Here is an 18,962-nt window from a genome sequence, read left to right on the forward strand (position 1 = left end):
TTGGATTAGAAGTTTTGATTTTCTTCTCAAAACCCTTTTTATACAAAATCGTAATACTTGAAAATTCAATATGTTTCTGTTATAAAAAAAAAATGATAAATAGTTATTCTGAAAAAGTGAAGAAAGAACAACTTAGTTTCTCATACAAACCTGAAATAGGAGCAAGAGGAAGTGAGGCTGACGAATTGAGATTTTTCATTAACGGAAAGAAAATAACTGGAATAGGAAGAGGTTTTGATGGATGGAAGCGGGAGATTATACATGATATTATCGAAGAATTTGAAAACTTAAACATAAATAAAAGATCTAATTAAAAAGTAACAAAATGGGGGTAATAGATGATACTGGTATTGGCATTTTGATGATCATTTTTGGAGTAGGAATTATTGTTTTTATGTTAAAAAGATCACCTTCATATCCACTAGTAAGTGTGAATTTTAGGGGTTATGCGGGAGGTATTGCCTTTATACTGTTAGGTATAATATACATACTAAATAAACTGCATTTATGGTAGATAATGGTCATGGATTGCTCGTAATAATTTATTCCCCGCTCTGCAAAGAGTTTTAACTAAAAAAATTACGCAAGTATTCATTTTTTATTCAAAACTAAAAACACACATATTAAAGCATTTCTTCACTTTCCAACCAAAATCAATAAAAAAAGCTCCAGATTTCTCTGAAGCTTTAATTAGTTTAAAATGCAAAATCGAATAACAATTGTGCAATGTATGTGATAAATAGTGATCTTTAAAAATTAGTATTTACTTTTTTAGAGCGATCGGCAATGTAAGAGATCAACCAAGTTACTTGTCCTTCTTTTACAAAATATATTTTCTTTGTTTCTAAGTTTGGAATACTTTCTAAACACGTTACCAATATGTTATTTGCCGAAATAAGGTATTTCTGGTCATAAGTGCTTAAAACTCTTGCCATTTCTTTGTTGGTTTTGGCAAGGTTTGTAAATTTTCCAAAGTTATTTTTCAGAATAGCATCATAATCAATAACATCTTGAAGCGTTAAAGGAATGTAATGGTCTTTAACGTTTTCATCATAGTAAAGGGTTGAAAACGCCCAAACAGCACCGCCAGACAAATATAATTTGTCTTTTTTCATTAAAAGCGGATTCGCGTCAAACAGCTCTTTAGTTTTCTTGCGTAATTTTGGATTAAAATCAAAAGACTTTTCTTGATAGGTTGACATATCATTTAGCTGACTTTTATTGGTTACTGTTTTTTCTACAGCATCAGTAAGTGTCATGGTGCCAAAATCAAGTTCTAAAGGAATAAATTCTAATTTATTGTCTTTAAGTTCGTCAATATAACCGCCCTTAGTAGTTTGAGCGCCAATATCCAAAAGAAAAGCATTTGCATAATCAACAGGCGGTATTGCGCCTTTAACTAACGTTTTGGCTTCTTCAGTACCATCAAGTATTTCAAGTTCTTTATTGGTAAGAGAAGTGATTTTGCTTTTTAAAACATCAAAGTTGCTGGCAGATGTAAAGACAGGAGCCGCAACGATAAAGATATTTTCGTCCAGCATTTTATAGTCGGCTTTGATTTTTTTTAATTGATCGACTATAGTTAGACTGGTTTTGTTAATGTCTTCTGGTGTAAGTTTTCCAGAAGCGCTGATATGATCGGCAAACGGAATTCTTTCTGTCCAGAAAGAAAGTATTTTATAATCAGCTTTTTTGATATTATTTACATCAACAACAGACACTTTAATGGCTCTGCGTCCAATTTCAATTCCAGCATAAATGCTTTTTTGAGCAAATGAATTAAGGGTGAAAAATAAATTTAAAAGAATAAAAAATAGAACTTGGGGTTTGTTTTTTTTAAGCATTGGATTTTAATTACGATTATAATATAATTTATTTTTTATCGAACAAAGACTGTAGGTAGTCTATTGTTTATAATAGTTTAAGTCGTAGTTTAAAAAAAAAGCCTCAGATTTCTCTGAAGCTTTGTCTTAGTAGCGGGAACAGGACTCGAACCTGTGACCTTCGGGTTATGAGCCCGACGAGCTGCCTACTGCTCTATCCCGCGATGTTTCGGGTGCAAAGATAAGCACTAAATACGGTTATCCAAAGAAATAACTGAAAAATTTTGAATTATTACTTTTTAGTTTCTAATTAATTGTATTTTAATATGTTGTATTTGGTGTTTGTTCTTGGTTAGATTTTGTAATCGAGTAATTCTGCGTAAGGATCGTTTTTTAAACCCAATAATTTGCCAAAAGCAGGTTCTGTTTTGTATCCATTTTGCTTGAGTGCTATGATTTTTAATCTAAAATTCTCGTCTTTTGATTGTAGAATTTGATGCTCAATAAGCATATGTTTATAGGCGTTTTGATTTTTAGTCGGAATATTTTGCCCGAAGATCTCTATTTCAAAACCATCAATTTTAAAATTTGCAATAACAGATTCATTGTTATTGATTAAACTGTTTCTAATTTTAAACTCAGGTTTCGTAGTAAAAGCTGTGGAAATTTTGGATATAAAATCGGTTTTGTTTGTCCAGTAACAAATAATATCGAGATCGCTGTTTTCAATATCAATATTTATAGGAATGGTGCCGGTTAAAATAGGATCAAATTCAGACAGTATTTCTAAAATCTTATTTTGAGTTAAGATTTCATAAACTTGAACTTGCTTTGAATTTCCTGTTTTTAAATAGGTAATAGAAGTAAAATCAATCATTTTTTAGTCGGCATAATTTTTTTCTTCTTTAATTTCCTGCTCCAGTCTTTTGTTGATGTTGATTTTGGCATTGGTAAAAACAAAAAGAGTTGTTTTGTATTCTCTTGCATATTGGTTTGTTATTTCACCAGCGATAAAAGCAGTTTCAAAATACGGACTTGTTTCTGCAAGTTCATCGCTGTTTTCTTCAAATTCTTTAATTCTAATTAGGTTTTGGTATTTGATATTCAAATTAAACCAATTCACATAATCGGCATTAAAAGAAACAGCTTTTATTCCTTTTTGAGTATAAAAATTTATTGCTCCCGCTTGTCCGTAATTATCGCAAAGCACTAATGTGTTTTCTGATTTTGGAAATAATGCATAAACAGAATCTGTTTTTCGGGCGAGTTCTTTCCAACCCAGCATATCGGCAAAATCTTGCGGCAGTTTGTGATCTTTTCCGTCTTCCCAGCGAAGCATTCCTAGTTTTTTATACTTCTCAGGATGTTTTACAATGTATTCTGGTGTTTTGTTTGGAAACGCAATATTGTACATCGGAATAAACAATAATATCGGAATGGCAGCAAATACATATCGCAAATAATATTTCCATCCTTTTTGTAAAACTTCAGAAAGGTATACAGCTCCAAAAGCAATATAAATAGGATATAAGCCAATGGCATAATAAGCTTTGGCTTTGAAATAAATAAAGACAATGAGCGTAAAAATTATCGACCCAAAAAAGAACCTGTATTTTGCAAAAGGTTTGTAAAATAATAAACTGTATAAAGCGGCCAAAAGAACCAAGATAGATCCTATAAAAAACAAGAGTTGTTCTTTTAGAAAATCAAGACGATCTACATTTACCAATTGTGTTTCTGCCAATTCTTTCATGTGATGTACAATTGGAAAATGATTGTTATACTGCCATAATAAGTTTGGAAAGATTAAAAGAAGTCCTAAAAGCAAGGCAGAATACAGCTTTTTTTCGGTCAGTATTTCTCTTTGGCTTGACAGTAAAAGTGCAGGTAAAAGACCAATCAGCAGAAAAAGAATGTTGTATTTGTTTAAAAACCCAAAAGCAAATACAATTGCGCCTATATAAAACCATTTTGATTTTTGAGTCGTGATATATTGAATTATGATATAATAAAATAGTGTCCAGCACAAAACGTCGAGCGAGTTGGGCTGATATAGCATATTGAGTCTTAAAAGAGACGAAAACAAAATGCATATGGCGCCAAGAACTAATGCATAAAAACTTCCTTTTAAAACTTCAATTGTTTTCCAAACAAATAAAAGAGTGAGTGCGCCAAAAAGGGCAGGGAAGAACTTAACCCAAAAAACGGAATTTCCAAGTAGAAATATTAGGTAAGAAAACCATGAAGTAACGGGAGGAACTGATAAATAGCCCCAAGCCAAATGATGCGCCTGATCGAGGTGCAGATATTCGTCGCGCTGCAAATCATATTCAGGACTTAAAAGCGCGTACTGTAAAACAAATTTTAAAATGATAAATCCAATTAAAACAAGTGTTTTTTTTGTCATGGAATTTTGGGTTTAAAATGCAAGTGCTTTTAGATCAGTTTTGTAATAACGAATATATGATTTATTTTAATTTTATAATTAATAGAAGTTGTGTAGGTGGATAAAAAAAAGCTCCAGATTTCTCTGAAGCTAAATTTTAATTTTTGAAGTTCAAGAAAATTTATTCCTCTAATGCAGTTTCAAATTCCATATGATCTATTGTTTCTTCGTCTGGTTTTACAGTTTTAGAAGCTTTTAGAGCATTGAATCTTTCCAGCATTTCGGTTTCTCCTTCTTCACCGCTAAAGTACGGGAAAACATCCATAATTGGCGATTCAGAAATGGCAGGAATCGAATATTCTCCCATAGTGTTTTTCATAACATGAATCGTATTGTCATAAGCTTCTCTCACATCATTTGCCTGAATCAGCATATACATATTCGATTTTCTTTCTTTACCGCTTTCTTCATCGTAAGCGATCAATGAAACTTTTGATCTAAACCAGCGATCTGTATTTTCAAAAGGATGAATCTCGGCATAATTTGCCACTTTTATGTTCGTGATTTTGAATTCTTCACTTATATAAGCAGCCATTTCTTCATTGATTCTTTTTTCAGCTTCTGTATAAGATACTGCATCTACCAAATAAGGTTCTGTTAGTACTTTTTGGCCTCCAGTTTCATCTGTTTTTCTATATTTTACTTTGCATTCGTACCAAATTGCGCTCATCTCTTTAATTTTTTTAAGGATGCCAAAGATAGATTTTACAGGAAAAAAAACTCATAAAATACTCAAATAGATATTCACAATTTGAGTATGATTTAGATAAAGTGTTGAGTGTTTTGTTTTTAAGTCAGCTATAGAAGTGTAATTATTTTTCAGCCGCAGATTAGAAAGATTTTTTAGGAGTTAAAAAAAAAGTCTCAGAGATTCTGAGACTTTCCTTTATTCAAAAATAAGATTGCTGTATTATGGTAAATTTAAATCTTTAAATCCTGAAACTTCTGTTGAAACTTCTCCAAGCCATCCGCCTTCAGCACGGTTAGAATTGTACACTTTAATAAAATCAACTCCTTTAAGTTTTACCGATTCGCCTTTTGCGTTTACAGCCCAGCTTATGTCGATTTGACCTCTCACATCAGCATTAGCCCAGTTGTCAGTATAACCCCATTCGTAAGCAGGATTTGCCCAGTTGTTTCCTTTTCCGCCAGATTTATCGTAAATATTGGATTTTAAGAAAGTTCCTTTAAAAGTTACGCTATTTCCTTTCCATAAAGGGAAAAACGTTTGTTTGTGGAATTGATTTTTTGCTATATAACCAGTTTGTCCTTGATTGTCAGTCCAACGAATGTAATTTGGTTCGTTCGGATTAGTTGGTTCGGCTTCTGGCTTATAATACGTCATTTCGTAATTTTTGATAGTCGTGGTTTTATTGTGTTCAGAACCTGCAATTTCAAACCATTCATCATCCGCTTTTCCGTTACCATTGGCATCGTAAGAAACCATTACAATTCCCGGTTCAGACCAATCTGTAAAAGCATTTCCAAGAACAACAAAATCGTTTCCTTCTTTATTGATAATCGTATGGTCAAAACCAAATTGCACATATCCTCCAAATCCTCCAAGGCTAATCATGTTTCCTGCTGTTAAAGCTGTTTCGGCTTTTATACGCATTGTTTCGTCAGTATCTGTGGCAGTTGCAGCAGGCAGAGCATTTACAAATTGTCCTGGAGCAGGAAAGAAGTCAAAAACACGTGTAATTTTGTTTAAATATGCTTTTTCAGCAACAGTAACAGTAAAAGATTTAGAACTTTCGCCAACTCCATTTTTAGCTTTAAACTCGATATTGTAAGTTCCTGCAGCACTAAAAATATAGAACAAGTCAGTTGTTGCAGCAACTTCTTGGCTGTTTACAATCCATTTATAAGTTGCGTTTGCAGCGTTTGTTAATTGAGGCTGAACTTTAAACCATTGCATTTTATCAACAGCAAAACCTCCAGCTGGATTTGGCAGTGTAATTTCTGGAGCGCTTGCAACGATGCTGATTGTACGGCCATCGGCAAAAGTAAAAGTCATAATTCCGTTTGCCAATGCAACCGATGTAATTTCTGCAGCGTCCTTTCCTTTTTGACCAGAAGCAGAAACGCCAGTGTCTACATTATCAACAAACCAGTTTCCATTAGTTCCAATAGTGATTTTTGCAGCTTCGCCTTTGGCTCCGCTTTCACCTTTTGCAGATTTTCCAGTATCTACACCATCGATCCACCAGTTTCCGTTTTCGCCAATTTTTATAAAAGATGAGGTATTGCGGACATTTAATTTAGATCCGTCGCTCATTGTAATTACATAACTTCCGTCTTTAGTTTCGTAGTTTACCACATACAATCTTTTGTTTAATACATCAAGCAGGTTCTCGTATTGTGCCATTCGGTTTTTCAAATCATTGACATCATTTTTTAGATCGTTAATGTCATCCTTGTAACAGCCCGAAAGAAGCAGGACAACCGACAATGCAAGTAGAATTTTCTTCATTTTTAAAATTTATGGATTAATTATTGTTTTTTTTGTTTTAAAGGCAAAATGTGCTGGAATATCTCCAGTTGTAACCGTGAATTTTGTATTTCCGTTTTTATCAATACAGTATAATTTTCCAGGCGAAACATAATCTCCAGCATCTGTAATAAAAACATTTAGAGAAACAGGATCAACTGCAAGCCCGTATGGAGTTTTAATTTCGTCGCTGACCGCTTTAGGTAAAAAGCTTTCTGTAAGTAAAGTTTCGGTTTTAACATTAATCAAGGAGTAGTTAATGATATAATCGAAGGTGCTGTAGCTAAATTCAGATCCAATTATATAAGCTTTGTCGCCAACGATAGTAAGGTTGGAGCAGGCAATATCAAAAGTTTTTTTAATGAGGTCAGTTTTAGTATCGATAACAAATAATTTTGAAGGAATATCATAATAATCGCCGCGAGAGCTTACATACAAATCTCCGTCTTCGTCAGCTTCAAGTCTGTGCAGATTTATGGCAACATCAATATCTTTTATTTTGGTAAAAGTTTTTAGATCGATTACAGAAACGGTTCTTTCGTAATTTGGCGGACTATATCCTCCTGAATTGGCAACATAAAGTTTGTTGCCCACAACAGCCATTTCTTCGGGCTGACGGCCTACTTTTACCGTTTTTGTGATCGAAAGCGAAGTGGTGTCGATTTCGGCAACAAAGCCATTTGGAGAATTTTCTCCCAATTGTACTTCGCCGTCATAGGCGCTTGCGTAAGCTTTTCCGTTGGCAAAAGTTACATATCGGCAATTTTTGATGTCAATTACTTTAAGGCGTTTTGCGGTAACCACATCCATAACTTCAATTTTGTTTGAGTTGTTGATAACGGAGTATAATTTTGAACCGTAAATACCAATATCGTTTCCTACATCGCCTAGACCTAAAGTGGCATCAGGATTTGCTTGACCGTAAACATTACGCTTGTAACTTCCGGTTTCGTAATCGTAATAATCCAATGAAGCTTTATTCATGTTCATATTCCCCTCGTTAAGAAGATAAAAACCTTGTACGGTTGTAACAGTTTCGGGCGGTAAAACTTCTACTTCTTCAGGAATAATAGGGTCGTCTTCCTGACATCCTTGAAGAGCCGCTGCCGCAAAAGCGAGTAAAAGCCAAAATTTGAAATTTGTTTTCATTGCTGAGAATTTATTTAGTGTTGCTGTTTTATTTTAAAAGTTTAGAGAAAGGCTTAATCGATAATTTCTTCCTGGCATAGGAAAATTGAGTACCACATCATAATATTGATTGAATAAATTATTGACTTCACCGCTTATTTTTACAGGGATTTTTGAGAACTTTCCATTCCAAATAAGAGCCATATCACTGGTGTACCAAGGCTTAACATAATTAACAGGAATGTTTGCTTTTTGACTGTAACGCTCGCCGGTATATATAAAACTGTAGTTAAGATTCCATTTTTTCCAGTTGACAGATGAGGTTATTGTACCGCTGTTTTCTGGTGTATAAGGAATTTGATCGCCGTAAGTTGTGCCTTTTGCAGTAATATCGATTGCTTTTTGATAGGTATAGCTTAAACCTAAATCCAGAAATATTTGCTGCGGGAATTTAAAAACGAAATTGGTGTTTAGTTCTAAGCCGCGAATATCGACTTCGCCCAAATTCATCATTGTCCATCTAAAAAGGTTAGATGACGGCATTGCGATAATTTTATCTTTTACTCGATTGTAATATACATCGGCTTGAAATGATACCGATTGCAGCATTTTTTTAGGCTCAATACTGTAAGTAGTTCCCACATCGTATTGCGTTGTAAATTCTGGACGCAATGAACTGTTGCCTATAAAAGTGTAGTACAAATCATTGAAAGTGGGCATTCTAAAAGACTCTTTGTAAAACGCTCGAACTCTGAAATTCTTTATCGCAAAAGGTTGATAAGAAGCCGATACAACCGGGCAGAAAACATGCTGACTATCGCCTTGCTGATAATATTTAACCTGTTCATCGATATAAGCTCCAAGTAAATTAGCTTGAATATCAAGTCGGTTCCAATGCATTTCGCTGGAAATAACGCTTAAATAAGAATATCGGGTAGGATAGGGAAAACGGTATAAATTAGCATCAAGCGTATTAATGGAGAAATCTGCTGCAAGCGACATTTTCCACCAATCTTTTATAGCGTAGAGATTGACAATCGAAGCGTAAAATTCGTTTTGATAATATTTATTGTCCAATGCACCTTCAAGAGTTTTATAATCAGGATCGATATAACGGCTGTAGTCTCTGCTGAATTTTACATTAGTAAGCATTTTGTGTTTTTCGAAAAAGGAATTTTCTACAGAACCATGAATAAAAAAATTGCGATCCCATTGCCTTTGCACATGTTCGTATCTATTGGCTAGAATTGCGCCCGGAAGTCCTCGTTCAGAATCGTAATAATAGGCCTTGAAGTTGGCAAGAGCATTTGAACCAAATTTGGTGTGCAGGTTCAATTCAGCCCGAAGTGCGGTTATATCTCCGTTTTGGCGAACTGCAGTTGTATCATAGCCGTCTTTTTTCTGATAGCGGTATTTGTATTTTCCATCGGCTTTAAGCCATTCAATATTTGAGGAAAGCGCTGTTCTGGAAGTTAATTTTTGCTGATAAAGAACAGAAGGATTTACTAATCCAAAAGATCCAGTTTTAAAAGAAGTTCTAATATTTGTAGTTTTACCCGATTCGAAAACAGGAATTTTTGTTTTTAGTAAAAGCGTACTTGAAGCGAAAAAACCTCGTGCAGGCTGAAAAATAGTCGATTTTTGACCATTATAAAGTTCGATAGCTTCAATATTGTCCAAAGAATATTTTCCTAAATCGACTTGACCGTTTTGCGCATTTCCAACCGTCATTCCGTCATAAAAAACTGCCGTATGAGCGCTTCCTAAACTTCGAACGTTTATGGTTTTTAAACCGCCGATTCCGCCATAATCTTTCAATTGGACTCCCGAAAAATAACGAACAGCATCCGCAACCGAAAGACTGTTTAGTGCTTCAAGCTGTTTGCCTGATAAGATCTGAACAGGCATGGGCGATTCGATCCTAAACTCGCGTTTGCTTGCGGTTAGAATAACTTCTTTTAACGGAAGTGGTTTTAAAGAGTCCAGCTCTTTGGTTTTAGGATTATCCTGTGCCATAATCGGATTTATAAACAAAATCCATAATAAGGCACATAATCCACAATGCAGCAGGCCTGAATGCCTGTTTTTACATACGTGCATAACAAAATGGTCTATTTGTAACAAATAGTTTTAAACGGAAAAAATGAAATCAAATGTTTAGTTTGATAAATGTGTTTGTTTTTAAAACTCTGGTCCACGAGAGTTTAAAATGATATGCAGTGGCAGGTCTCCTGACTTATTCCCATTTTGAGCCGCCTTCCCGCATTAGAAAAATGCAGTGGCAAAAGATTTGATTTCGAAAACTAAAAAAAGCTTTCCTAATCTGTCAAAATGTTGCATGGAATTTACAGTAACGGGCTTGTTCAGGATTTGCACCTGATTCCCTCTTCGTTAACTGCACTTGAAAAGTTGCAGCTAAACCATTGCGGGTGCAAAAGTAAATAAACTCTTTATGGTTATGGTTATGTTTTTGAAAAAAATGCTGAAAAGTGTTTTTGAAAAGAAAAGTAATTGATTTTACTTTTGTTTGATTTTTTATTTTGAGAAATCGAGATTTTGTATATTTATAGTGTTATTTATTTGATTATTAATTGTTTGTATTTAATGAAGTGGAGATGAAAAAGACTAAAAATACGCTGCCAAACGAATCTGAAGATTTGTTTTTGACTGATGGCGGACTCGAAACAACATTGGTTTTTCTAGAAGGTTTTGATCTGCCTTATTTTGCTGCCTTTGATATATTAAAAGATCAAAAAGGATACGACAGTATGAAAAATTATTATTCGCGTTATTTAAAAATTGCCGAAAAGTATAAAACAAATTTTATTTTAGAAAGTCCAACTTGGCGGGCAAATCCAGAGTGGATTGAAAAAATTGGTTATCCAAAAGATTCCTTATTTGAGTTGAATAAAAAAGCAGTTTCGCTTTTAACAGATTTAAAAATAGAATTTTCGAATTCCATAAAATCAATTCTTATAAGCGGCTGTATAGGTCCTCGGGGCGACGGTTATGTGCCGGATAATTGTATGAATGTTGAAGAAGCGAAACAATATCATTTGGCACAAATAAAAGCTTTTAGTCAAATGCCGGTTGATTTTGTATCGGCGCTTACCATGAATTATATCGAAGAAGTGATAGGTATTGTTAAAGCTGCCGAAACTGTAAGTTTGCCTGTAGTTATTTCGTTTACTGTTGAAACTGACGGGAAACTGCCAACCGGAATGAGCTTAAAAGACGCAATCGAAAAAATAGACAAAAGCGTGAATGTACCTCCGTTGTATTATATGATAAATTGTGCGCATCCTACGCATTTTGTAAACGAACTGAAAACGAATGTAAATGAAAATTGGATAAAAAGAATAAAAGGTTTTCGAGCAAATGCATCTTGTAAAAGCCACGCCGAATTAGACGAAGCCACAGAATTAGACCGAGGAATTCCTAAGGATTTGGGTAAAGAATACAAAAAATTAAAAGATACTTTTAGTCATTTAAATGTATTTGGCGGCTGCTGCGGCACTGATGAAGAACATATCCACGAAATTGTAAAGCAATTGAAAGTAGTTTAAAACAGCTTTATAAATCTAAAACTTAAATAATTTGCTCTTTGATTGCGGTATGTTTTAACACATAGAAGCATAGATTTGTTACTTTAAAAAAGGCGTTTTACTTGCCTAAAACACACATAAACAGCTATGTGAAAGAAATGAGTTTCTTTTTGTCTCCTTAAATTAAGCCTATAAAATCTATGTTTCTATGTGTTTAATTTTTTTTGATGTTACCATATAAGATAACCACATTTTGAAAAAAAACATCAAAATTTGAATTATGATAAAAAGTAATACAGAAAAAATAATGGCAGTAAAAGAAACTAAAAGTTTAGAAGAGATAAAACAGTATTTCAGTGTTTTAAAAAAATCAAGCGACAATAACGAAGAATGTAAAACAGAAATCAAGTTTTCAACTTATTATGAGCTTGGATGTATGATTAATAATATGCTAAAATTGTGTGTTTTGGGGCTTGACAATGATAAAGATTCCTCAATTAATGTTGGATTAATTTTAGAACACATTATCGAATTATTTCCTTTAGACGAATTTGAACTGTTAGATAAAATCAATCAACAGTTTGCTGGAGAATCTTCACTGGTTTAAAAGTTTTTGTAAAAAAAAAGCGTTGCAGCTATTTGTTTAATTTCGGACTTCAAATCAAACTAAAAACAAAAAGCTCCAGATTTCTCTGAAGCTCTGTTTTTATTGCTGTAATTAGTTTATTCTATTTCTTTCGTCTTCATTTCCAAAATCACGCTGTTTTGATTTAATGTTTTGATTGCCAAATTTATAACTTAATGAAATTCTAAAACCTCTAGTGTCTCCATAACTTTTTATATTTGTTTTTATTCCGTTTGAAGTGTAGGTAATTAATGGTTTTTGTGCATTTAATACATCTTCGGCTAGAAATGTAATTGACAAGTTTTTTTTGAAAGTGAGCATTTTAACCGAGATGTCTAAAATGTTCAGAGTCGAAATATTAAAAATTTGATAACGTCCAGGAAGCTGTAAACCGTAATTTAATCCAATAAATACTGTTTTGCTATTGTTTATAGTAAAGTCATTATTGCTGTAAATATATCCGTTGTATCCATCTATAGAACTAATGAAATTTGTTCTTGATTTTACATTTTGATAGTTTAAATTAAAACCAGTAAAACTGTTCCACCAAGAATATTTATTGAAGTTGTACGAAGTCGAAAAACCTATTTGATACGTATTGGCATAGTTTAACGGCATTCTCTTGGTGCTGTTTGTTTCAGGATCGATGATAGATAATTCCTGCCCGAAATCTGAAACCTGAGAAAAATACACAGAGTTAACCCATTTTTGATTTCGGATAAACGAAAATTCAAAATTATCAATTAACGAAGGTTTTAAATATGGATTTCCCTGCGAATAAGAATAAGGACTTGTTTGAATTACAAAAGGATTTAAATACTCAAACTCAGGTCTGCGGATTCTTCGACTGTAGTTTAAAGAAAAAGAATTGTTTTCATTTGGCGCATAAGTCAAATAAGCCGTTGGGAATAATTTTACATAATGATTTGCAGTAGTTTGATTTAGATTTTCAGAGTAACCTTTGGTTTGTGTAGCTTCAATTCGCAAACCAATTTGTGTTTCCCATTTAGAATTTATCTTTTTGCTTCCCGAAAAATACACAGCCTGATTGTACTCTTTGTAATTAAAAATATTCGACTGGTTTGTATTGAAAACTGCAGTTCCTGTTTCATTGTTGTATACGGCTAAATTGTTGTCAGTATTGGTATGAAAAGCTTTTGCTCCAAAACTAATGTTTGCCCATTGATACGGTAACGAAACGTCGACATTTGCAGAGTAATTTTTGATTGTATTGACATTGCTGGTGGTCGACGAAAAAAAAGTGTTAGGAATAACATTTTTATTGCGATCTAATTCATTTCCAGAAAAGAAACGATAATCATTTTTACTGTAATTGAAGTAATCCAAATTAATCGAAATGTTTTTTCCTAAGCTGTCTAATACAAAAGAATTTTGAAAATTAACGGTATTCATTTTCGGATTGTTGGCTGCATTAACATCCGAAGCGATATAAGAATCTGCCGTTCCGCTATTATTATATATAGTTGTAAACGGATTATTAGTTGAGGTTTTGTCTGTAAAACTGCCAAGATATTGAATTCCTGCTGTCCATTTATTAGTTAGTTTGTAATCAAGACCAAAACTTAAACTCAATACATCAATCACCGATTTATTTTTAATATCTTCCTTCCATAACTCGTTTGTGTAAAATATAGCACTTTCAGAAGTAGAGCGTAATTTTTGTTTTCCTTTGTTAACAGAAGCCTGAACCGAAATTTTATCATGATTATAAGTAAATAATCCGTTTAGGTTTTCGCTTCCATACGTTTTTTGTGTGTATGAAGTGCCAATATTAGCATTCCATGAATTCGCTTTGGCATTTTTTAATTTGATATTAATAAGTCCGCTGTTTCCTTCTGCATCATATTTTGCCGGCGGAGTAGTTATGACTTCAATGCTTTTAATGTTATCAGACGGAATTGATTTTAGAAACGCAGCCAAGTCCTCTTGAGGCATTTTTTGCAAGCGATCATCGATCATGACAAAAATTTCACCTTTTCCAACAATCGAAATAATTTCATTTTGAACTCTTACCGTCGGCGTTGCTTTTAAGGCATCCAAAGCTGTTCCGCCAGTGGCAGTTACAGAATTTTCGACATTAAAAACAAGTCGATCAACCTTTTGCTCAACCAGTTTTTTTCTAGATTTTATCGTTACTCCTTCAAGTTTTATTGATTCTTTAATTTCAATTACCGCTAAATCAATGTTTTTGTCAAGAGTAATTTCTTTGTTAAGGTATTCTGTTCCAAATTGTTCCAGCAGCAATCTATAGCTTCCTTTTTCAGTTTTCATTTCAAAATTCCCCAAACTGTCAGTCGAAGCTGATGTAACTATTTTGTTGTCCTTAAATAAACTGGCAATTACAAACTCGACTTGCTCTTTGTTTTGATTGGTTACTTTTCCTTTAATAGAAAATTGCTGGCTGAATACATTAGTTTGGCTAAGAAGAATAAACAATAGGATGATAACTTTTTTCATAGGTTTTGATTTAATTACCATGCAAAACTGTGCTGAAAAAATGCTTAAAACCACTTTTATCGACAAACCCCCGCGAATAATCTACAAACCCGTTTTTAGACTTTTTTATGAATGTATATCTTTGAAAAAAAATACTAACAATATGCGTAAAGAAACATTATCACTAAAGGCAGAGATTATCATTCATGTTATATATTGGCTTTTGATGGCGTATTCTACATTTGCAAAAAATCCAATACAAACAAATGTTTTTGTTCCAGATTTGTTTTTTACGACCTACATTATTGTTTTTGTCTTTACCTTTTACTTTCATTATTTAATTGTAATGAAAAGAGTTTTTAAAGCCTTTCAATGGAAAATGTTTTTCGCAGGCGTATTAGTTTCCTATTTGTTTTTCACTTTATTAAGATGGCTGATAGAACAAGTTATAACGGCAGTTTTATTTGATAGAATAAACTATACAAATCCTGAATTTTTAAGTTATATGCTGGATAATTTGAATTATTGCAGTATGGCAGTTATTTTAAGTTCACTGCTTTGGTTTGTGATTTATTTTATTCGTCTTTTAGAGTACAATCAGATTATTTTGGAAGAAAATAAAAATACTGAAATCAAATTTCTAAGAGCGCAGATTAACCCGCATTTTGTTTTTAATACACTAAATAATATTTACTCGATGGTCTATTTTCAATCGGATAAATCTTTGGAGGCGATTGAAAAATTAAGTCAAATTATGCGTTTTACGACTTATGAATCTCAAAAAGAAAAAATTAGATTGCAAGATGAAATCGATTATATAAAAGCCTACATCGAGCTTGAACAATTAAGGCATCAGGAAAATGCTTATATCGATTTTCGAATTGAAACCGCAGAGGTTTCAGAAGAAATTCCGCCCTATGTTTTATCTCCATTAATTGAGAATGCTTTAAAACATGGATTAACTTCGAACGAAAATCCGATTGTAATTAATTTGAACCTGAAAGACAAAAAGCTCAATTTTAAGGTCGTAAATAGTATCGCAATACAAAAGAAAGATAAGCTTGGCGGAATTGGGTTGGATAATTTAAAGAAGCGATTAGAATTTCATTATCCTCAAAAACATCAATTAAAATTAGTGAATCAAAATAATCAGTTTACAGTTGAACTTGAAATAGATTTAAAATGAAAAAAATAAATTGTATTATATTAGACGATGAGCCATTTGCGGTAAAACTTATGGCTGATTATGCATCAAAAGTTCCTAGATTGAATGTTTTGTATGCTGATTCGGATGTTTTTAAAGCAATAGAAATATTGAATAATGAAACGGTCGATTTGGTTTTTATTGATATTCAAATGCCGCAGCTTACCGGTATCGAACTAATGCAGATGTTTAATCAAAAGCATAACTTTATTGTTACAACTGCTTATACAGATTATGCTTTAGATGTTTTTCAGTTTCATGTAATTGATTATTTACTGAAACCTATAGTGTTCAATAGGTTTTATCAAAGTGTTGAGAAATTCATTCGTTGGCAGGAAACTTTTCAGAACCAAGATACTGAGGATTTTTTGCTTGTTAAAGCCGAAAGGAAGCATTATAAAATTGCGACAGATAATATTCTTTACATTGAAGGATTAAAAGATTATATCCGAATACACACAAAAGGCGAAAAAATTATGGTTCTCGAAAATATGAAAGATATTCTCGAAAAACTGCCTGTAAACCAATTTGTACGCATTCATCGTTCGTATATTATTCCAAAGAACAAGATAAAAATTATTGATGGAAACCAAATCCAGTTGATTAGCGGAGAACAGCTTCCAATTGGTGAAACTTATCGAAAATTAGTTTCCGATTGGTTAAATTAAAAGTAGTGTAAGTACCTAAAAGCAAAAAAGCTTCAGATTTCTCTGAAGCTTTTTTTGTAGTCCGTGGGGGAATCGAACCCCCCTTACCAGGATGAAAACCTGGCGTCCTAACCGATAGACGAACGGACCTGTTTTGCTATTGCGGGTGCAAAAATGCAACTATTTTTGTAATACACAAAAAGATTCTGAAAAAAACTTTTTAAAATTAGGCTTGAAATAACGCGTTTTTAGATGAAAATTGATAAACGTAGAAAGTTAGTTGAAGTGTATTTATTTGGTTAATAGAAGGTTATTTTATCCTGAAAAATAAGGGAAAGAAGATTTTTATTTGAATAAAAAATTTCAATAAAATTTAAAAATGTTTTGTTTTAAAGAATATTCTTGCGGATTTTTTATCTCGTTTTTGAAAAAATCGACTAAAAATTAGGTGTTAATATCTCCTTTTGAGAAAAAGACTTGTAATTATAGTAGTCCTGAATAATCTGTATTGATTATTCAGGACTACATAAGTGTTGAAATTATTACGCTTTAGAAAAAGAAATAACCAACAGATACTTGAAATACTCCGTTTTTATTTTTGATAGAAGAATTATCTACATTATTAATGTCAGTTAATCCTAGATTATATCTTACGCCAAAATTAAGTCCGTTTTCAAGTTTATAACCTAAGCCAAAATTAACGCCAAAATCAAAAGTATTAAACGAATCTTTTACGTTTATCTTTTCATTTTTAGCAGCAAGCAAAAAGCCTATTTGCGGTCCGGCTTCAACACTAAATCCTTTAGTTACATAATATTTTCCCATTAAAGGAAGGTTTAAATAGCTTAAGGCAATTGTATTTTCATTGAAACTGTATCCTTGACCAGAATACATTAATTCAGGCTGAAAAGAAAATTTTTCTGAAATAGGAATTTCTGATAAAACACCTAAATTAAATGCTGTTACATAATCAATGCCTTTGGTGTTATCTCCGCTGACAGTTGCGAAGTTTAAACCTCCTTTTGCGCCAAATTTAATTTCTTGGGCATTAACATTTGCAAAACCTAAAACTGTAAGAACAGCTAGTAATAATAGTTTTTTCATAAAAAGTGATTTGAATTATTTGACTCCAAAATTCATTTTTTTTAAAGTAGAAAAGGTTTCAAAAACTTAAAACTGTACAAATCGGTACTTATTTAATTGTGTTTTTGTATTCATTAGGTGTTTGGCCGGTTACTTTTTTAAACGCCTTATAAAAAGTGGTTTTTGAAGTAAACCCAGATTCTAATCCCATTGCCAGTAAATTGTAGTTTTCATAGTCAGAATTTGAAATCATTTCCTTGACAGCTTCAACCCGATAGTTGTTTATATAATTGGCAAAATTGTCTCCAGTAATCGTATTTATAATTAGTGAAACATAACCTGCGCTTATGCCAAGTTGTTCAGCAACTTTTTCTCTGTTTAATGTGCTGTCAGTATAAATGTGCTGCTCTTTGCAAAGAAGTTCTAGTTTTTGAAAATAAAGATTATCTGCTGTGATAGATTCTCGGTATTCTTCCGAGGCATTGTTTTCTTCTGTCAGGCTGCTTTCTATAATTTGTAAGCCGGCAGACGAAACAGCTAGATCGTTGTTTAGAAAATGATAGATAGCATCTTTGTTCTTGGCAAGTTTGTATTTGTAAATACCTGCATAAGCTGTCCAGTGAATTATAAATGTAGCGCATATAGCCAGCCAACTCATGGCAGCGGAAATATCTAATTGAAAATAATAACCAGCCAAATAGGTAGTCAGCCATGTAACCAGCAGCAAATGCATGAAGGTTAATATGGTAATGACCCATTTTTTCTCGTGAGGCTCTTTTAAATGCCTTATCATAAAATAAGAATAAAGGGGCAGAAACAGTACAATGATAACGGCCATTAAAAGTTGAATAATCCTGAGTATATTGATTACAGGTATGTATGCCTCGGGAATTTTATAAATTCCTGCTATAATGTCAAGACAAACTGCAACATTAAGAATACTGTTAAAGACAAATGGAATGTAATACAAATACGTTTTTTGTTTGTTTTTTACTGGATCATCAATGCGGTTTATAATAAACTGAAAAGTGAAAACTGGTAATAGAAATATCCAATCGACAGCGTCTGTAAAGCGTATTAAGGGATAGGATTTAAACACATTTTCAAGTTCAAAAACATAGTTTAGTAAAACGATGGAAAGTGTAAATAGCAAGTAGGCTAAATATTTGTTTGAATTACTATTGAATAAGGAAGATTTTAGAATAATGATGCCCAAGATTACTCCTTGAAAAATCGCAATATTTAAAATTGTGGTATAAATCAATTTTCTAAAGTAAAAGTTATTTTTAAGATTTGTTTTGGGGAATAATGGTATTTAGTTGTTTTTTAAAACATAGCTTATTTCATACTAAATTACAGAACGAATTTAGGTTAATGCAAATGATTTTCTGAAGGGATTAAGAAATGATTAACTAAAATCTAAATTAGAAATCTGATCTAAAAGAAACTTTTTTTAAAATAATTAAGTAAAATATACAAATATAATTGATATATCAATTATATTTGTATCAAT

At 32.6% G+C, this 18,962-nt stretch carries 15 protein-coding genes, 2 tRNA genes and 1 riboswitch; of the genes, 5 read left to right on the forward strand and 12 right to left on the reverse strand.

All coding sequences use genetic code 11. The features are described 5' to 3' along the window. Positions 1-92 precede the first annotated feature (92 nt). Complete coding sequence (locus tag ACHRVL_RS19490; RefSeq protein ID WP_123872349.1) at positions 93-314, forward strand: hypothetical protein; 222 nt, start codon at positions 93-95, stop codon at positions 312-314. Between the two features lie 435 nt (positions 315-749). On the opposite strand, the gene ACHRVL_RS19495 is transcribed toward ACHRVL_RS19490, so the two are convergent. The 8 genes from ACHRVL_RS19495 to ACHRVL_RS19530 form a co-directional block, all read right to left on the reverse strand. After that, entirely contained in the window at positions 750-1,844 is a 1,095-nt protein-coding gene (locus tag ACHRVL_RS19495) for an exopolyphosphatase (protein ID WP_129023269.1), read from the reverse strand. 130 nt (positions 1,845-1,974) lie between these two features. Next, positions 1,975-2,047 (reverse strand) — tRNA-Met (locus ACHRVL_RS19500). Between the two features lie 128 nt (positions 2,048-2,175). Continuing rightward, positions 2,176-2,700: a DUF4269 domain-containing protein gene (locus tag ACHRVL_RS19505; RefSeq protein ID WP_395415016.1), complete on the reverse strand. Its 525-nt coding sequence runs from the start codon at positions 2,698-2,700 to the stop codon at positions 2,176-2,178. 3 nt (positions 2,701-2,703) lie between these two features. Continuing rightward, the gene (locus ACHRVL_RS19510; RefSeq protein ID WP_395415017.1) at positions 2,704-4,230 is read right to left on the reverse strand and encodes an ArnT family glycosyltransferase; all 1,527 of its coding nucleotides are present in this window, start codon (positions 4,228-4,230) and stop codon (positions 2,704-2,706) included. A gap of 160 nt (positions 4,231-4,390) precedes the next feature. Next, on the reverse strand, positions 4,391-4,939 hold the full coding sequence (locus ACHRVL_RS19515; protein WP_129056180.1) for a DUF4494 domain-containing protein: 549 nt from the start codon (positions 4,937-4,939) through the stop codon (positions 4,391-4,393). 240 nt (positions 4,940-5,179) lie between these two features. Further along, positions 5,180-6,742 (reverse strand): PKD-like domain-containing protein, encoded by a 1,563-nt coding sequence (locus tag ACHRVL_RS19520; RefSeq protein ID WP_395415018.1) that lies wholly within the window; start codon positions 6,740-6,742, stop codon positions 5,180-5,182. A gap of 9 nt (positions 6,743-6,751) precedes the next feature. Then, complete coding sequence (locus ACHRVL_RS19525; RefSeq protein WP_395415019.1) at positions 6,752-7,909, reverse strand: YncE family protein; 1,158 nt, start codon at positions 7,907-7,909, stop codon at positions 6,752-6,754. Positions 7,910-7,942: 33 nt separating this feature from the next. Beyond that, a complete protein-coding gene (locus ACHRVL_RS19530) occupies positions 7,943-9,988 on the reverse strand; it encodes a TonB-dependent receptor (RefSeq protein WP_395415020.1) in 2,046 nt (681 codons plus the stop codon). Positions 9,989-10,091: 103 nt separating this feature from the next. Continuing rightward, positions 10,092-10,328: riboswitch (cobalamin riboswitch) on the reverse strand. Positions 10,329-10,503: 175 nt separating this feature from the next. Between ACHRVL_RS19530 and ACHRVL_RS19535 the strand changes: the two genes are divergently transcribed. Both ACHRVL_RS19535 and ACHRVL_RS19540 read left to right on the forward strand, forming a co-directional pair. After that, complete coding sequence (locus ACHRVL_RS19535) at positions 10,504-11,454, forward strand: homocysteine S-methyltransferase family protein (RefSeq protein WP_395415021.1); 951 nt, start codon at positions 10,504-10,506, stop codon at positions 11,452-11,454. Positions 11,455-11,713: 259 nt separating this feature from the next. Continuing rightward, positions 11,714-12,040 carry a hypothetical protein gene (locus ACHRVL_RS19540; RefSeq protein ID WP_395415022.1) on the forward strand — a complete coding sequence of 109 codons (327 nt, stop codon included), beginning with the start codon at positions 11,714-11,716 and terminating at the stop codon, positions 12,038-12,040. A gap of 111 nt (positions 12,041-12,151) precedes the next feature. Here the strand turns inward: ACHRVL_RS19540 and ACHRVL_RS19545 are convergent, their stop codons facing one another. Continuing rightward, entirely contained in the window at positions 12,152-14,536 is a 2,385-nt protein-coding gene (locus ACHRVL_RS19545) for a TonB-dependent receptor domain-containing protein (protein ID WP_395415023.1), read from the reverse strand. A gap of 142 nt (positions 14,537-14,678) precedes the next feature. Between ACHRVL_RS19545 and ACHRVL_RS19550 the strand changes: the two genes are divergently transcribed. Next, positions 14,679-15,701, forward strand: a complete 1,023-nt coding sequence (locus ACHRVL_RS19550; RefSeq protein ID WP_395415024.1) for a sensor histidine kinase — start codon at positions 14,679-14,681, stop codon at positions 15,699-15,701. After that, a complete protein-coding gene (locus ACHRVL_RS19555) occupies positions 15,698-16,387 on the forward strand; it encodes a LytR/AlgR family response regulator transcription factor (RefSeq protein WP_395415025.1) in 690 nt (229 codons plus the stop codon). Before ACHRVL_RS19550 ends, ACHRVL_RS19555 begins: the two co-directional genes overlap by 4 nt. Positions 16,388-16,444: 57 nt before the next feature. On the opposite strand, the gene ACHRVL_RS19560 is transcribed toward ACHRVL_RS19555, so the two are convergent. The 3 genes from ACHRVL_RS19560 to ACHRVL_RS19570 form a co-directional block, all read right to left on the reverse strand. Next, positions 16,445-16,516 (reverse strand) — tRNA-Glu (locus ACHRVL_RS19560). A gap of 399 nt (positions 16,517-16,915) precedes the next feature. Continuing rightward, on the reverse strand, positions 16,916-17,470 hold the full coding sequence (locus ACHRVL_RS19565; protein WP_395415026.1) for a porin family protein: 555 nt from the start codon (positions 17,468-17,470) through the stop codon (positions 16,916-16,918). Between the two features lie 88 nt (positions 17,471-17,558). Further along, a complete protein-coding gene (locus ACHRVL_RS19570; protein ID WP_395415027.1) occupies positions 17,559-18,713 on the reverse strand; it encodes a helix-turn-helix domain-containing protein in 1,155 nt (384 codons plus the stop codon). Between the last annotated feature and the right edge of the window lie 249 nt (positions 18,714-18,962).

This window comes from Flavobacterium sp. FlaQc-28 (assembly GCF_044007415.1).
Lineage (GTDB): Bacteria > Bacteroidota > Bacteroidia > Flavobacteriales > Flavobacteriaceae > Flavobacterium.

What these genes read in the sequence shown, in the direction of transcription:
- ACHRVL_RS19490 (WP_123872349.1), top strand. Translation starts at nt 93, where the DNA reads ATGATAAATAGTTATTCTGAAAAAGTGAAGAAAGAACAACTTAGTTTC.
- ACHRVL_RS19495 (WP_129023269.1), bottom strand. Translation starts at nt 1,844, where the DNA reads ATGCTTAAAAAAAACAAACCCCAAGTTCTATTTTTTATTCTTTTAAAT.
- ACHRVL_RS19505 (WP_395415016.1), bottom strand. Translation starts at nt 2,700, where the DNA reads ATGATTGATTTTACTTCTATTACCTATTTAAAAACAGGAAATTCAAAG.
- ACHRVL_RS19510 (WP_395415017.1), bottom strand. Translation starts at nt 4,230, where the DNA reads ATGACAAAAAAAACACTTGTTTTAATTGGATTTATCATTTTAAAATTT.
- ACHRVL_RS19515 (WP_129056180.1), bottom strand. Translation starts at nt 4,939, where the DNA reads ATGAGCGCAATTTGGTACGAATGCAAAGTAAAATATAGAAAAACAGAT.
- ACHRVL_RS19520 (WP_395415018.1), bottom strand. Translation starts at nt 6,742, where the DNA reads ATGAAGAAAATTCTACTTGCATTGTCGGTTGTCCTGCTTCTTTCGGGC.
- ACHRVL_RS19525 (WP_395415019.1), bottom strand. Translation starts at nt 7,909, where the DNA reads ATGAAAACAAATTTCAAATTTTGGCTTTTACTCGCTTTTGCGGCAGCG.
- ACHRVL_RS19530 (WP_395415020.1), bottom strand. Translation starts at nt 9,988, where the DNA reads ATGCACGTATGTAAAAACAGGCATTCAGGCCTGCTGCATTGTGGATTA.
- ACHRVL_RS19535 (WP_395415021.1), top strand. Translation starts at nt 10,504, where the DNA reads ATGAAAAAGACTAAAAATACGCTGCCAAACGAATCTGAAGATTTGTTT.
- ACHRVL_RS19540 (WP_395415022.1), top strand. Translation starts at nt 11,714, where the DNA reads ATGATAAAAAGTAATACAGAAAAAATAATGGCAGTAAAAGAAACTAAA.
- ACHRVL_RS19545 (WP_395415023.1), bottom strand. Translation starts at nt 14,536, where the DNA reads ATGAAAAAAGTTATCATCCTATTGTTTATTCTTCTTAGCCAAACTAAT.
- ACHRVL_RS19550 (WP_395415024.1), top strand. Translation starts at nt 14,679, where the DNA reads ATGCGTAAAGAAACATTATCACTAAAGGCAGAGATTATCATTCATGTT.
- ACHRVL_RS19555 (WP_395415025.1), top strand. Translation starts at nt 15,698, where the DNA reads ATGAAAAAAATAAATTGTATTATATTAGACGATGAGCCATTTGCGGTA.
- ACHRVL_RS19565 (WP_395415026.1), bottom strand. Translation starts at nt 17,470, where the DNA reads ATGAAAAAACTATTATTACTAGCTGTTCTTACAGTTTTAGGTTTTGCA.